The organism is Scrofimicrobium canadense (assembly GCF_009696615.1).
Taxonomy (GTDB): domain Bacteria; phylum Actinomycetota; class Actinomycetes; order Actinomycetales; family Actinomycetaceae; genus Scrofimicrobium; species Scrofimicrobium canadense.
Genome location: NZ_VULO01000002.1, coordinates 121,637 through 136,047 on the forward strand (window position 1 = coordinate 121,637; position 14,411 = coordinate 136,047).

The 14,411-nt window shown below is 53.9% G+C and carries 12 protein-coding genes; 11 read left to right on the forward strand and 1 reads right to left on the reverse strand.

Translation table 11 applies throughout. The features are described 5' to 3' along the window. Positions 1–66 precede the first annotated feature (66 nt). The 4 genes from FYJ24_RS02115 (at position 67) to FYJ24_RS02130 (ending at position 5,177) form a co-directional block, all read left to right on the forward strand. Positions 67–1,566: a purine-cytosine permease family protein gene (locus FYJ24_RS02115; protein WP_154543125.1), complete on the forward strand. Its 1,500-nt coding sequence runs from the start codon at positions 67–69 to the stop codon at positions 1,564–1,566. 281 nt (positions 1,567–1,847) lie between these two features. After that, on the forward strand, positions 1,848–3,236 hold the full coding sequence (locus tag FYJ24_RS02120) for a glycine--tRNA ligase (protein WP_318656461.1): 1,389 nt from the start codon (positions 1,848–1,850) through the stop codon (positions 3,234–3,236). Positions 3,237–3,250: 14 nt separating this feature from the next. Further along, a complete protein-coding gene (dusB, locus tag FYJ24_RS02125; protein WP_154543322.1) occupies positions 3,251–4,429 on the forward strand; it encodes a tRNA dihydrouridine synthase DusB in 1,179 nt (392 codons plus the stop codon). Continuing rightward, on the forward strand, positions 4,422–5,177 hold the full coding sequence (locus FYJ24_RS02130) for a type I 3-dehydroquinate dehydratase (protein WP_154543127.1): 756 nt from the start codon (positions 4,422–4,424) through the stop codon (positions 5,175–5,177). The genes dusB and FYJ24_RS02130 overlap by 8 nt, the downstream gene beginning before the upstream one ends. Here the strand turns inward: FYJ24_RS02130 and FYJ24_RS13310 are convergent. Beyond that, positions 5,174–6,292, reverse strand: coding sequence for a polysaccharide deacetylase family protein (locus FYJ24_RS13310; protein WP_206192441.1), 1,119 nt, complete (start codon positions 6,290–6,292; stop codon positions 5,174–5,176). The two genes, FYJ24_RS02130 and FYJ24_RS13310, sit on opposite strands and share 4 nt — an antisense overlap. 179 nt (positions 6,293–6,471) lie before the next feature. Between FYJ24_RS13310 and rpsO the strand changes: the two genes are divergently transcribed. The 7 genes from rpsO to FYJ24_RS02170 all read left to right on the forward strand — a co-directional run bounded on the left by rpsO (position 6,472) and on the right by FYJ24_RS02170 (position 14,390). Continuing rightward, entirely contained in the window at positions 6,472–6,741 is a 270-nt protein-coding gene (gene rpsO, locus FYJ24_RS02140) for a 30S ribosomal protein S15 (RefSeq protein ID WP_154543131.1), read from the forward strand. Positions 6,742–6,915: 174 nt separating this feature from the next. Beyond that, a complete protein-coding gene (locus FYJ24_RS02145; RefSeq protein WP_154543133.1) occupies positions 6,916–9,255 on the forward strand; it encodes a polyribonucleotide nucleotidyltransferase in 2,340 nt (779 codons plus the stop codon). 158 nt (positions 9,256–9,413) lie between these two features. After that, complete coding sequence (locus tag FYJ24_RS02150) at positions 9,414–9,917, forward strand: hypothetical protein (protein ID WP_154543135.1); 504 nt, start codon at positions 9,414–9,416, stop codon at positions 9,915–9,917. Further along, on the forward strand, positions 9,914–11,245 hold the full coding sequence (locus tag FYJ24_RS02155) for a M16 family metallopeptidase (protein WP_225871927.1): 1,332 nt from the start codon (positions 9,914–9,916) through the stop codon (positions 11,243–11,245). The genes FYJ24_RS02150 and FYJ24_RS02155 overlap by 4 nt, the downstream gene beginning before the upstream one ends. Further along, entirely contained in the window at positions 11,238–11,744 is a 507-nt protein-coding gene (locus FYJ24_RS02160; protein WP_154543137.1) for a GNAT family N-acetyltransferase, read from the forward strand. Before FYJ24_RS02155 ends, FYJ24_RS02160 begins: the two co-directional genes overlap by 8 nt. Positions 11,745–11,766: 22 nt before the next feature. Then, positions 11,767–13,458: a ribonuclease J gene (locus tag FYJ24_RS02165; protein WP_154543139.1), complete on the forward strand. Its 1,692-nt coding sequence runs from the start codon at positions 11,767–11,769 to the stop codon at positions 13,456–13,458. Beyond that, the gene (locus FYJ24_RS02170; RefSeq protein ID WP_206192442.1) at positions 13,455–14,390 is read left to right on the forward strand and encodes a PfkB family carbohydrate kinase; all 936 of its coding nucleotides are present in this window, start codon (positions 13,455–13,457) and stop codon (positions 14,388–14,390) included. Before FYJ24_RS02165 ends, FYJ24_RS02170 begins: the two co-directional genes overlap by 4 nt. The last annotated feature ends 21 nt before the right edge of the window (positions 14,391–14,411 follow it).

Consider the following 14,411-nt stretch of genomic DNA (forward strand, 5'->3'; position numbering starts at 1 on the left):
GCTGCCAGACACCTCCAGGTAGCATAGAAACCCCATCGATAAGTGCTCTACTAAAAGGAGAAATCCATGAGCGTTCACAGTGACGACTCTGCGGCTGAACAGGTGGCCACACGCGGTGGAATCGAACTGACAGGTATTGAAATAGTCAGTGAAGCTGAACGAACAGCAAAACCACGCAACCTCTTCCTACCCTGGTTCGCCTCAAACATCTCCGTATTCGGTATGAGTTACGGTGCTTGGGTATTAGGGTTTGGAATCTCCTTCTGGCAAGCAACAATAGTGGCCATCATCGGCGTGATACTCTCATTTGCCATCTGCGGCGTTATCGCACTGGGAGGCAAACGCGGCTCCGTACCGACAATGGTGATGTCCCGATCAGCCTTTGGTGTCCAAGGAGCCAAAGTCCCCGGAATCATATCCTGGCTGACCTCCATCGGATGGGAAACCTCCCTGGCCATCACCGCAGTTCTTGCTACCGCCACAGTATTTGAACGCCTGGGATGGGTGGGGCAAGACCACACGAGTGTCTCGATCGTCGCCTCCATAGTTGTCGCAGTGCTCATCGTTTTAGGAGCCGTCGCCGGATACCACATCATCATGAAGATGCAGGCGGTCCTCACCTGGCTTACCGGTATCACCACAATCATTTACGTCTTTCTAGTCATCCCACACATTGACTGGGCTGCTTTGATGGCCATCCCTACGGGCTCCTTTCCGGCAATGATCGGTGGCATGACCATGGTGATGACAGGAATGGGGTTGGGATGGGTCAACATCGCAGCCGACTGGGCTCGCTACCAATCCCGCGACGCTAAAGGATCCTCAATAGTTTTCTGGAACACCCTGGGCGGCTCACTGGGACCCGTTGTGCTCATCACCTTCGGACTAATGCTTGCCGGATCATCTGCCGAATTATCGGAAAACATTGGTACGGACCCCGTTGGTGCGCTAGCTACAATCCTGCCAACCTGGTTCCTCATCCCTTTCCTTCTCACAGCGATCCTCTCGCTGCTTTCTGGCGCGATCAACGGCATCTATTCGTCAGGGCTGACACTACTGACATTGGGAATCAACATTCCACGCCCCGTCGCCTCGCTCATAGATGGAATAATTCTCTCCCTGGGCACCATCTATGTTGTTTTCTTCTCCCCAACATTCATCGGTCCGTTCCAGTCCTTCCTGGTTACCCTAGGTGTGCCGCTTGCGGCATGGGCTGGGATCATGATGGCAGATATTGCATTGCGCAAGAAGAGCTATGACGAGTTTGCTCTATTCAACTCGAGCGGCCGCTATGGCGCGGTGAACTGGGCAGCACTGGGACTCATGGCTGTGTGTTGTGTGATCGGTTGGGGACTGGTGATCAACGGCTACTCGGATGCCTCCTGGAATGACTGGCAGGGATACCTGCTCGGAATGATTGGCGGCAAAGAAGGCGTATGGGCCTCGGGAAATATTGGCGTCATTATCGCGTTGATCATTGGATTTGGTGGATACTATGCGTTGTGTTCGGGGCGGGTACACCGCCAAGAGGAGACTCAGGGTGAAGCTGCAAGTTTAGGAGCCTAGCGGTACTGACATGTTCGATCAACGAACATGTCACCTGGATGTGTTCGATTTTTCCAAAAAAATCGAACACTAGGTGTAGGGGTGTGCGACTACTGCTGGGCCCGAGTGCGTGTTTTTGTAGGAAATGTACTCCAGAACCGGTAATTATTCGACACCCACGAGCAGGGTGGACAGGCGCGATCACGCCGACAGCGAAGCAACGACAAGAAGCGCGCTCAGAACGGGCTATACTGTCGAGGTGTTTGCGCCAGCCAGGTGCGACCTACTCATAAGGAGAAATAGTGGCGGATACATCGCGTCTTGATGCAGTGATCAGCTTGGCGAAGCGTCGAGGCTTCGTTTACCCGTGCGGAGAGATCTACGGCGGTACCCGGTCAGCATGGGACTACGGTCCACTGGGTGTGGAACTCAAAGAAAACATCAAGAAAGCATGGTGGAACCGTATTGTTCGCCAGCGTGAGGATGTTGTAGGACTAGATTCCTCAGTAATCCTGCCCAAGCGCGTGTGGGAGGCCTCCGGTCACGTCACTGCATTCACCGATCCACTCATTGAATGCTTGTCGTGCCATCACCGTTTTCGTGAGGATCAACTGATTGAGCAATACGCCGAGAAAAAGGGCGTATCTGAAGATGAAGTAACGATGGAGCTCATTGCTTGTCCCGATTGTGGCACGCGTGGACAGTGGACTGAACCCCGCTCTTTTTCCGGGCTTCTCAAAACCTATTTGGGGCCTGTCGACGATGAATCCGGACTACACTTCCTACGCCCCGAAACTGCTCAGGGCATCTTTGTGAACTTTGCGAACGTGATGGCATCAGCACGCAAGAAGCCACCGTTTGGGATTGGCCAGATTGGCAAGGCCTTCCGCAATGAAATCACCCCCGGGAACTTTATCTTCCGCACCCGTGAATTTGAGCAGATGGAACTAGAGTTCTTTGTCGAACCAGGAACTGATGAGGAATGGCATCAGTACTGGATTGACGAGCGTCTAGCGTGGTACACAGATCTGGGAATTGAACGCGATCACCTGCGTTTGTATGAGCACCCGCAAGAGAAACTTTCCCACTATTCGAAGCGAACAGTCGACATCGAATACACCTTTGGTTTTCAAGGATCGCAGTGGGGTGAACTCGAGGGGATTGCCAACCGCACCGACTACGACCTCTCGACTCATGCGAAAGAATCGGGTGCGAAGCTCGATTACTTCGACCAGACAAAGAATGAGCGTTGGACCCCCTACGTCATCGAACCCTCAGCTGGTGTTACGCGCTCTTTGATGGCATTCCTGGTTGAAGCATTCCATATTGACGAGGCACCCAACACTAAGGGCGGAGTCGATAAGCGTACAGTTCTGCGTCTTGATCCTCGTTTAGCCCCAGTTAAGGCTGCCGTACTTCCACTGTCTCGCAAAGATGAGCTCACCGGCCCAGCCAAAGAATTGGCTGCTGAACTGCGTAGAGTGTGGAATATAGAGTACGACGATGCTGGAGCCGTGGGCCGTCGCTATCGCCGTCAAGACGAAATCGGCACTCCGTACTGCATCACCTACGACTTCGATTCTATTGAGGATCGCGCCGTGACTATCCGCGACCGGGACACCATGGAACAGGTGCGGGTACCTCTTGCTGAGGTGCGTGACTGGTTGCTCGATCGAATCGACGCGTGCTAGAAAAACCTCTTTACCTGGGGCCGTTGTCTATCGGGACACCGGTGATTTTGGCCCCCATGGCAGGAGTGACCGACCTGCCATTTAGGCGCCTGTGCCGTGAGTTTGGTGAGTCAGTTCTTGATGGCTCTCAGCTCGCGGCAACGGACGCGCCTTCAGGACTTTATGTGATGGAAATGGTCACTGCACGTGCACTGACCGAAGGTAACCCTGAAACATGGCGAATGGTCGAACCCGACCCGACGGAACGCGTTCGTTCGGTTCAGCTCTACGGAGTCGACCCTGTCAGTATGGGGGAGGCAACCAGGTCGCTGGTGCGGGGCGGCTACGCGGACCACGTCGATTTGAACTTTGGATGTCCAGTTCCCAAAGTTACCAAACGTGGAGGTGGAGCTGCTCTACCGTGGAAGCGGGACCTATTCCAGGCAATCGTTCGTTCTGTTGTCGCTGCGGCAGATGAAAGTGCTCCCGCTGCTGGGCATGTACCTGTCACGGTAAAAATGCGCATAGGCATCGATGGGGACCATGCAACCGCCTTGGAGGCGGGGCGCCTAGCACAAAATGCGGGAGTGTCCGCAGTAAGTCTCCATGCGCGGACCCAAGAGCAGTACTACTCGGGGAAAGCTGATCTTGAATGGATAGCCCGACTTAAGGATTCTTTGAATATTCCGGTTTTCGGTAACGGCGACATATTCAGCGCATCGGATGCCGAACGGATGATGGACGCGACTGGATGTGACGCTGTTGTCATTGGACGAGGATGTCAGGGCCGTCCGTGGCTATTTGCCGAACTGAGCGCGGCGCTCCATGGAAAAGCCGTTCCTGACTCGCCTAATCTGGCTCAGGTTAGACAGACAATTCTTCGCCATGCGGCTCTCATGGTTGACACAATGGGGGATGAACTAAGAGCCATGCGTGAAATGCGAAAGCATATTGGATGGTATCTGCGAGGATTCGCAGTTGGAGGTGAGACCCGCGGGGCACTGGGGTTGGTATCTTCATATGTGGAGCTGGAAGAAAGAACAGCTTCCCTCGATTTGGACCAGCCCTTTCCTGCCGCGGCACATGGTGCGCGCGGAAGAGCAGGAAGTCCCAAACGCCCGCATCTGCCAGATGGCTGGTTGGATTCGCGGGACTTGACTCCTTGGGAGCGAGAGAAACTGCATCTAGCGGAAGACGGAGGATCGGGTGGCTGAGTCTACTTCCCATCATGAATTGCGAATAGGACGTCCGGGCGTCAACGGTATATCTGTGGGTGATACATCCATGAGGATTGCTGTTCCAGTGGCGGCCTTTACTAAAAGCGAGATAGTCCAACAATGGCAAGCTGCCGTTGACAGTGACGCAGATATTATCGAGTGGCGCGTCGACGGCTTGGTTGATCCTGAGCTAGAGACACTTGGTTTGACATTGCGGGATATCCATCGCATTCCAGTATTGGTTACGCTGCGAACAAAACGCGAAGGAGGGAGATTTCCTTTGCGTGAAGGATCAGGGGAGTATCGCAGGCTGTTGCGGCAGGCAGCCCATTGGGCAGATGCTGTAGATATTGAAGCAGCTATTCCTGACGCGCCTGAGTTGATTGTGGAAGCCCGCGAACTAGGGTCGATTGTCGTCGTATCACAGCACGTTTTTGATGAGGCTGTGACTGCTGATCGCCTGCGCGAATGCGTCAAAGAGATGGCGGCAATGGGAGCAGACATCGTTAAGATAGCCTGGATGGTCAATAACGATGATGAGGCCACTGTGATTGAAGAAGCGCAGGTGTGGGCCAATGATGCTCTTCCTATCCCCACTGTAATTGTGGGCATGGGAGAAGCCGGTGTACGTACCCGGGTAGGACAGCCGGGTACGCGAAATGCTTTCACTTTTGCTCATGCCGGAACTTCGACTGCCCCTGGCCAGCCCAGTGTGGATGAAGTGCGACAGTCGCTGACTGTCTAACCGATGGCGGCCGAGAGGACGTCCACACCCATCCCATAGTTCATGCGGATTACCGGAAGCGCATATTTTGGAGTATCTGCACTCACATACCCGTGCTCGGTGGTTCGACCCAGGTCGAACCCTGCCAAGGACAGGCCTTCATGAGTTGTGTCATTGTGATGGCCAAAAGGGTAGGCAACTACTTCTTTGACTCCGCCGACTACGTCAGCTGATTTTTGAAGGTCCTCTGCGATGGCTTCTGCTCCCCAGTTCACCATGCGCCCTTGGCCGTCCTCGCCAGCTGAATGCATATCGTAGGTGTGCGAACGCTTCCATACCCACTGTGACAATTCGGGGCCAGGGCCATCGACGCCAATAACAAACGACGTCACAGGAACCTGGTACTTCTCAACTAAAGGCGCCGCCATGGTCACCCACGTGGGATCGGCATCATCATCAGTAATGATGAGTGAATGCGAGGGAAGAAAGAGGTTTCCGTCGAGGAACGCTGAAAGCTCCGGCCAGGTGGGGAAGTAGAAGTTGCCCTCTTTGATGTATTGCAGGTGAGCTTCGAAGTCACCGATATACATGTAGTTATCCCGAAGCCAATTGTCTTCGCCTTCTGGCTTGTCAGTGAACTGGTGGTACATCAGAATCGGAATGGAAGCTTTTTCTTCGTTAACCCGCTCGGGGGTGACCCATGCAGCATGGAGAGTTTCGTGTCCGCTGGGGCATTCGACCAGTCGCGCCCCGTTGATCCGTTCCGCTGTGTTCAATGAGGCAGCGGCTTCCTCACTGCGATACCATCCGGCAAAAATCTGACCCGGATTGGTGGGGGTCGGTAGATCAGAATAGAGTTTGTCTTTCTCTAGTGTGATGCTTGGTGCGGGGGCAGCACCACCAACAAAAGACACGACGCATTCGTTCTCATTCCAGGGCATTACGGGAGATTCAGCGCTTTGTGGAGGTTCTACTTCAGACTGAGGGAGAGCCCCGATCGGATGAACGGCATCGACTGTTTTGCCAGCGAGAAGAAGAATAGAAATTACTGCAATGATAAGGGCGAAACCGCCTAGTGCAACCCAGTTGAGTGTGCGGCGTGACCGGGGAGTGTCCGAGGACGAATGCTGACTCACGTATCGAGCATAAACTAAAGAGGTAGTGGGAAGACGTCTCTTCGTGCTCAATCTCACCCGCGCGTCTGCCCGGCAGTGGGGTGCCCCTGATAAACTTGCTGATGCCGTCAGATCGGCCGCGGCTACGTATGCCTGGGAAAAGGTCCCAGCGCTCCGCGCAACGGATAGTGGGAGAAACAATGGCCCTAAGCAAAGAAGAAAAAGACGCAATCATTGCTGAGTATGCAACTCACCCGGGCGATACCGGTTCTCCCGAGGTGCAGGTGGCGCTGCTGTCAAAGCGGATTGCTGACCTCACCGAACACTTCAAGACTCACAAGCACGATCACCACTCACGTCGCGGCCTGATGCTGCTGGTGGGTCGCCGTCGCGGTTTGATGAAGTACTTGGAAGAAATCGACGTGGAACGGTACCGTTCCTTGCGCGATCGACTGGGACTGCGTCGCTAGTCCCATGTGGCCCGACTCAACCGAGCCGGGCCATTTTTGCAGTATAGAACCAAGATGTTGTGCAGCCGCGGTTTTCGACAGTGACTCTCGGACTCAAGCATTTGCCTGTATGCCGAGGGTTTCGATCGAAGGCCGACTCCAACTTCTTGGAGAAAATAATTCAAGGAGAAATATATGGAAGGCGAGTCCTTTGTGACTGCCGAGGCCGTTATCGACAACGGCCGTTTCGGAAAGCGTGTTATTCGCTTTGAAACCGGGCGCTTTGCGCTCCAGGCCGCAGGTTCTGCCGTGGCCTACTTGGATGACGAAACAGTCGTCCTGTCTGCCACAACAGTAGGCAAACATCCCAAAGACCAGTTTGACTTCTTCCCCCTCACGGTTGATGTGGAAGAACGCCAATATGCTGCTGGTCGTATTCCCGGATCGTTCTTCCGTCGTGAAGGACGTCCTAGTACAGAAGCGATTTTGGCATGCCGTCTCATTGACCGCCCGCTGCGCCCCGGCTTCGTCAAGGGCCTACGCAACGAGGTTCAGGTCGTTGAAACTGTTATGGCAGTCAACCCAGACGATGCCTATGATGTCGTGGCTATCAATGCTGCATCCATGTCTACCCAGATTGCTGGGCTGCCCTTCTCTGGCCCCATCGGCGGAACTCGCATTGCCTTGATTGACGGCCAATGGGTTGCTTTCCCGCGCTTTTCTGAAATGGAGCAATCCGTTTTCAATATGGTCGTTGCTGGACGCATCGTCACCAAAGAAGACGGAACCGAAGACGTAGCCATCATGATGGTGGAAGCCGGTGGCGGCGATCGTCAGTGGGAGCTCATCGAATCCGGTGGCGTGAAGCCCACGGAAGACATCGTAGCTGATGGCCTTGAAGCGGCCAAACCTTTCATCAAGGTTCTGTGTGAGGCGCAGGTAGAGGTAGCAAGCAAGGCTTCGAAGGAAACCCGCGAGTTCCCTCTATTCTTCGATTACACGGATGAAGAATACAAGGCTGTCGAGAACAAGATTGGCGATAAGCTAGCTCAGGCACTTCTTACCGAAGGTAAACTGGCCAGACTTGAGGCTGTAGAAGCTCTACGCGATGAGACCATTGGTGCGCTTCTCGAGGAATTCCCAGAGTCCGAAAAGGCACTCAAAGCGGCATTCCGTTCACTAGAGAAGGAAACTATTCGCTCACGCACACTGCGCGACGAAATCCGCATGGATGGTCGTACACCTCGTGAAATTCGCTCGCTATCTGCAGAAGTAGAGGTTTTGCCTCGCGTTCACGGATCAGCGTTGTTCCAGCGTGGAGAGACACAGATTCTCGGTGTCACCACTTTGGCAATGCTACGCATGGAACAGCAGCTGGATAACCTCAGCCCTGTTACTTCCAAGCGTTACATGCACCAGTACAACTTCCCGCCATACTCAACCGGCGAAACCGGTCGTGTTGGTTCACCTAAGCGCCGCGAAATCGGCCATGGCGACTTGGCTGAGCGTGCACTGCGTCCAGTCATCCCAAGCCGCGAGGACTTCCCTTACGCGATTCGCCAGGTCTCTGAAGCCCTCGGTTCAAATGGATCAACCTCCATGGGGTCTGTCTGTGCTTCAACATTGTCGCTTCTGCAAGCCGGTGTGCCCTTGCGTGCACCCGTGGCAGGCATCGCCATGGGACTGATGACCGGAGAGGTTGATGGTAAGCCAAAGGCCGTAACTTTGACAGATATTCTTGGCGCTGAAGATGGCTTCGGCGACATGGACTTCAAGGTTGCAGGTACACGTGATTTCATCACTGCACTACAACTGGATACCAAACTCGATGGCATTGACTCTGGACTGCTGAAGAGTGCTTTGGGGCAGGCGCGTGAAGCTCGCCTCGAGATTCTCGATCTTATCGAGCGCGCCATCGGTACCCCTGATGAGATGAGCCCCTTTGCTCCTCGCATCATTACTGTGCAGATCCCTGTCGACAAAATCGGTGAGGTCATTGGGCCTAAAGGCAAAATGATCAACGAAATCCAAGAGTCCACTGGTGCTGACATCAATATCGAAGATGATGGCACGGTATTCATTGGAGCCACCACCGGGGAGTCTGCTGAGGCGGCCCGCACATTGATCAACCAGATCGCTAACCCTCAAATGCCTGAGGTAGGGGAGCGCTTCGTGGGAACCGTTGTGAATACGGCTCCTTTTGGTGCTTTCATCTCTCTGACACCGGGGAAAGACGGCCTTTTGCACATTTCGCAGATTCGTCGCCTTGTTGGCGGAAAGCGCGTGGAACAGGTTGAAGACGTTCTGCAGGTGGGGCAACAGGTCGAGGTGGAAATCCACGAGATTGGTGACCGAGGCAAAATTTCATTGCATGCGGTAGTAGACGAAGAGGCAGAAAAAGCGGCTGCTGAGGCTGCTAAGACTGAAGCCAAAGAAAATGACAAAGGTGAGGAAAAATCGGAGAAATCTGAGCGTCCGCGCCGCCCTCGTCAGCGGAATCGTCGTCGCCGCTCAGATGAGAACAAAGCTGAATAACCATTCATGTATGCGGTGGTATGAGATATGTCGATTGTCTCTCAAAGACAATAGAGATATCGACATGCTTGTGAAATGAATACCGCGGAAGCCCCAGGGTCACCTGGGGCTTCCGCATATATCTGACACAGTACCCCACGCTCAACTAGACTTTCTTCATGACCCGCTACACAGACGCACTCTTCTTCGGTTTCCTTTTTGTTCTTGATGCCGTCGCTTGGCTTATCCTCTGGCTCACTGGTTCACTGCCAACGGGAACTCCCAACACGATTGCACCCATGACGGTGTCAGTGATCATCGTGATTGCATCGCCAGCTTTAGCTGCAATGGCTCTTTTGGCGCTAGGGCGAGCCTGGTGGGATCTTTCGCCCCGTAGCTTCTGGAGTTGGGTGGCCAGTGCCAGCATTTTGATGACACTTACCATGGCTGCAGCCATGGCCATCACCTTGCAGATGCAATTGCAATTGGGATTTGCGACTGGGGTATGGTTTATGCTGGTCACGACAATATGTGCAGTATTGGCTCTGTTCCTTGGAGTAATTGGGGCGATCTCTCGCCGCGAACAAGCCTCAGAACCAGAACCAGAACCGGTGCTGGCCGCAGATGTGTCGAGTATTGAAGAAGCACCAGTTTTTGAACAAATCGCCGAGGAAAAAGATTGATCCACTACACAGATCCCGTACCTCCCACACACTTACCTCTAGAGATAGATGGACCTGAAGAACATTACGAGGACGGACCGCTTCAGATGTCGCGGTCTATCCTTCCGGGGGGTATTCGCGTTCTTACCGAAAATGTACCGGGAACTCGTTCGGCAACGATAGGGCTATGGGTGCCCGTAGGATCGCGCGATGAAACGCATGCACAAGGTGGTGCAGCGCATTTCTTGGAGCATTTGCTTTTCAAGGGCACAAGAAATAGGAGTGCGTTAGATCTGGCGACGGCTTTTGATGAGGTCGGTGGCGAATCGAATGCAGCAACGGCCAAAGAATCTACACACTATTGGGCTAGGGTCCTGGATGACGATATTCCCATGGCGGTAGATACTCTCACCGACATGGTTTCATCCTCGCTCTTGCGTGAAGAAGACATTGAAACTGAACGTGGAGTTATTCTTGACGAGCTAGCCATGGCAGAAGATTCGCCTGCTGAAGTTGCCCAAGAGGCTTTCTTTCGCGCCATCTATGGCGACACGCCTGTAGGCCGACCTATCGGCGGCAGTCCGGAAAGCGTTCGAGCCACATCGCCAGAGCAAATCCGTTCGCTTTACAGTAACCATTACGGCCCAACAAGACTTATCGTTACTGCCGCAGGGAATGTTTCCCATGATGCTATCTGCCAGATGGTCGATAAGGCCTTAGACGAATCGAACTGGAACCGGCAGTCCGCCGATAGTCCTTCGCCTCGTCGTGGAGACAGCATGGCCACTGAAACGGATTTCCTTGGTAGCGTCTACGAGGATCGCGATATCGAACAGGCACACATCCTTGTTGGCGGCGAATGGTTGAAAGCCAATGATTCACTGCGTCCAGTCAGTACTGTACTTACCACAATTCTTGGTGGGGGAATGTCCTCGCGTCTGTTCCAAGAAATTCGTGAGAAACGCGGGCTTGCCTATACAACCTACGCTTTTGATATGTCCTTTTCTGACACTGGAGTCTTCGGCATGTACGCAGGATGTGCGCCGGAGAACATCACAGAAGTCGAAAAAATTATGTGGGGCGAGGTGGAGCGTCTAGCTGAGGGAGATTTGAGCGAATCTGAATTGATTCGAGCCAAAGGCCAATTGCGAGGGGGGATCGCATTGGGTATGGAAGACTCGGCCTCACGCATGTCTCGATTGGGTCGTAGCGAGCTCACCGGACGTTTCGTTTCCATTGATGGTGCTTTGGCACGCATAGAGGCGGTCTGTAAAGAGGACCTCATGCAGTTAGCCAGTGATGCGCTTTCCATAAGACGAGCCAAGGCGGTCGTGAGCCCTAGTGAGTGAGATAGATAGCCATCACGATGGGCCCGGACGGCAGTTTGTCCGAGAGGCAAAGGTCAGTGATGCAGAATTCATAGCCAGCCTTCAGGCAGCCTCCCTCACGGAGCTATTTGATGACTTGAGTCTCGATACTCCAGTTGCCGCTCAAGACTTGATTGAGAACTGGAGAGAAGCTGTTGGACAACAAAGCGGTGGAAGAGTCGTACTCATCGCTGAAGACCAAGGCGTTTCGGTGGGTTTTGCCGCTATGAACGAAGGAGAAATCCTCGCGCTAGAGGTAGATGCTTCGGCACGGTGTCAAGGTCACGGTTCGCGGCTATTGGCTGCTCTTGCTGATCTTGCTGACGTCCCAGAATTGTCCATGTGGTTACTTCCAGAACAGTCGGGTTTGATAGGTCTCATTCAATCGGCGGGTTTCGGGCCGGCTGGAAAACGTAGGACCCTAGAAAGTCCAGGGGCACCTTTAGTGCAACACCTCTGGCACGCAACTTTAGATAACTGATGAGAATGGCAGACTAGGAGTCATGATGCCGATGTATGAGAACCTTCCCGAGCCCCCACCGTTGGTAAAAAATGGCTTGCGGGTTATTCCGCTTGGCGGCTTGGGTGAAGTAGGCCGAAACATGAATGCCTTGGAAACTGAAGGCAAACTACTCATCGATGATTGCGGAGTTCTTTTTCCTGAAGACAACCAGCCTGGTGTGGACCTGATACTGCCAGACTTCTCACCGATTGCTGATCGCCTCGATGCTGTGGAAGCTCTGGTTCTCACGCACGGCCACGAAGACCACATCGGAGCCGTTCCCTATTTACTGAAGCTTCGCCCAGATATTCCCATCTACGGATCAGAACTCACTTTGGCTTTCTTGGAGCCAAAGCTGCAAGAGCATCGTCTTCCGACCACAGGCCTGCACGTTGTCAAAGAGGGAGATCGTCTCACACTTGGCCCCTTCGATGTCGAGTTTATTTCGGTCACACACTCTATTCCTGATGCCCTAGCAGTATTTGTTCGTACTCGGGCTGGCAATGTTTTGATCACTGGCGACTTCAAAATGGACCAGTTACCTCTCGATGGCAGACTGACAGATTTGCGTGCCTTTGGGCGCCTTGGAGAAGAAGGAGTCGACCTTTTTATGGTTGACTCCACCAACGCAGAAGTTCCCGGATTCATTGCCCCAGAATCAGAAATAGGACCAATCCTCAGCCAAGTATTCGCTGATACTCCCGGCACAGTCGTCGTTGCTAGTTTCGCCAGCCATGTTCACCGCGTCCAACAAGTAGTCAATGCAGCTGCCTATACGGGGCGCAAAGTGAGCTTTGTTGGCCGCTCCATGGAACGCAATATGCGCATTGCTGAGGAACGCGGATATTTGCACGTTCCCGACAACACGGTGGTTGATCTCAAGACCTTGAACCAGCTTCCTCGGGCTCAACGTGTCTATATGGCGACAGGCTCACAGGGGGAGCCGATGGCCGCACTAGCGCGCATCGCCACCGCTGCGCATCCATCGATTTCAGTTGGCCCTGGCGACGCAGTCGTCTTTGCTAGTTCTCTCATACCAGGCAACGAGAATTCGGTGAATCGCGTGATCAATGATCTGACTCGATTAGGCTGTAAGGTCGTTCATCAGGGCAACGCCAAGGTCCACGTGTCAGGGCACGCTTCTGCAGGAGAACTCATCTACTGTTACAACATTATTCAGCCAAAGAACGTTATGCCGATACATGGCGAGACTCGGCATCTGGTTGCTAACGGGCAGCTCGCAGTCAAAACGGGTATTTCGCCTGAAAACGTCGTCCTTGCCGACGACGGGGTTGTTGTCGATTTGATTGACGGACAGGCTCGAGTCGCAGGCGCAGTGCCGGTCGAGTTGGTATTCGTGGATGGAAAGTCTGTTGGTGAAATCTCTGATGACGAGCTTAAAGAAAGGCTTACTCTCGGCAGCGAGGGGTTCGTTTCGGTTTTTGCAGCTATCGATAAAGAAGACGGAACTATCCTGGCAGGTCCCGTGATTCGGGCAGTGGGCGTTGCCGAAGAAGAAACCGTATTTGACGAGGTAAAACCCCAGCTCGTCCGTGCCATCAATGACGCGTGGGGCGCAGGCAAAACAACGCCTCACGCTCTGCAACAGGCTATGCGCCGCGCTCTTGGTCGCTGGGTGGCGAAGAAATTACGGCGCCGTCCGATGCTGGTTCCGGTGGTTGTTGAACAATGAGTGGTGAAGGACGTTTCATCACGACGAATGCCGTGATGCTCTCAGTAAATATATCTCTACAGCAGATGCCGGAACGCGGGTCCTCAGTTCGGGCACTGTCAGCAACCTCAATGCCCGGTGGTGGTTTTACGACTCTGGCGGTAGCAGCAGCGCAGGGGGTCAATACGAATCTTGCTGCGCCGCTGGGTACAGGCCCTAATTCGTATACTGTGCGCCGGCAGCTCAAAGCGGCGGGCATTCACGTTCTCACCGACGTTTTAGTGGGAGATATCGGCGTAGCCATAGTGATGGTGCAGGCCGACGGGCATACCACAACCATCATTACTCCAGGCGTTGAATCGGAACCCACGTTCCAGGAGATGGAGAATATAGAGTTATTTCCCGGTGATTTAGTCCACGTCAGTGGGGCCGATTTGTCGTCTCCAGCTGCAGGAGTTCTCGCCGAATGGGGCGGTGCGCTCCCTGACGATGTGACTCTTGTGCTGTCAGTATCACCGGCAGTGGAAGAGGTTCCCTACCCTATTTGGGTTGCTCTTCTTGAGCGTGCAGATATTGTCACCATGAACATTCGAGAAGCCGCTGCGTTGACACGAATCCTTGAAGAGTCGGCCCCAGGGGTCAGCATCAGAGACTTTGTTTCTCCAGACACGGCTATGGTGCGCCGACTCGGCGTGATGGGGTGTGAAGTGCAACAGAATGCTTACACTGAAAAGATCCGTCTGGAGCCCTATGCCGCTCACCGCATGGACAACGCTGGTGTAGGGGATACTCACGTCGCCACGATGTGTGCTTCTTTGCTTCAAGGTCTAGACCTTGTGGCGGCTTGCGAGCGAGCAAATGCAGCAGCCGCACTCATGGTCGCACGAAAAACCAGTTTGCCCGCCCCAACGCCAGCGGAGATTGACCAGGTCATGGAGCGCGGAAGGGTGTAGCCACGGCGTGGCAGTGCCCGA

Coding starts and splice junctions, on each gene's coding strand:
- FYJ24_RS02150 (WP_154543135.1), top strand. CDS start 9,414: ATGACCCGCTACACAGACGCACTCTTCTTCGGTTTCCTTTTTGTTCTT.
- rpsO (WP_154543131.1), top strand. CDS start 6,472: ATGGCCCTAAGCAAAGAAGAAAAAGACGCAATCATTGCTGAGTATGCA.
- FYJ24_RS02170 (WP_206192442.1), top strand. CDS start 13,455: ATGAGTGGTGAAGGACGTTTCATCACGACGAATGCCGTGATGCTCTCA.
- FYJ24_RS02115 (WP_154543125.1), top strand. CDS start 67: ATGAGCGTTCACAGTGACGACTCTGCGGCTGAACAGGTGGCCACACGC.
- FYJ24_RS02165 (WP_154543139.1), top strand. CDS start 11,767: ATGATGCCGATGTATGAGAACCTTCCCGAGCCCCCACCGTTGGTAAAA.
- FYJ24_RS02145 (WP_154543133.1), top strand. CDS start 6,916: ATGGAAGGCGAGTCCTTTGTGACTGCCGAGGCCGTTATCGACAACGGC.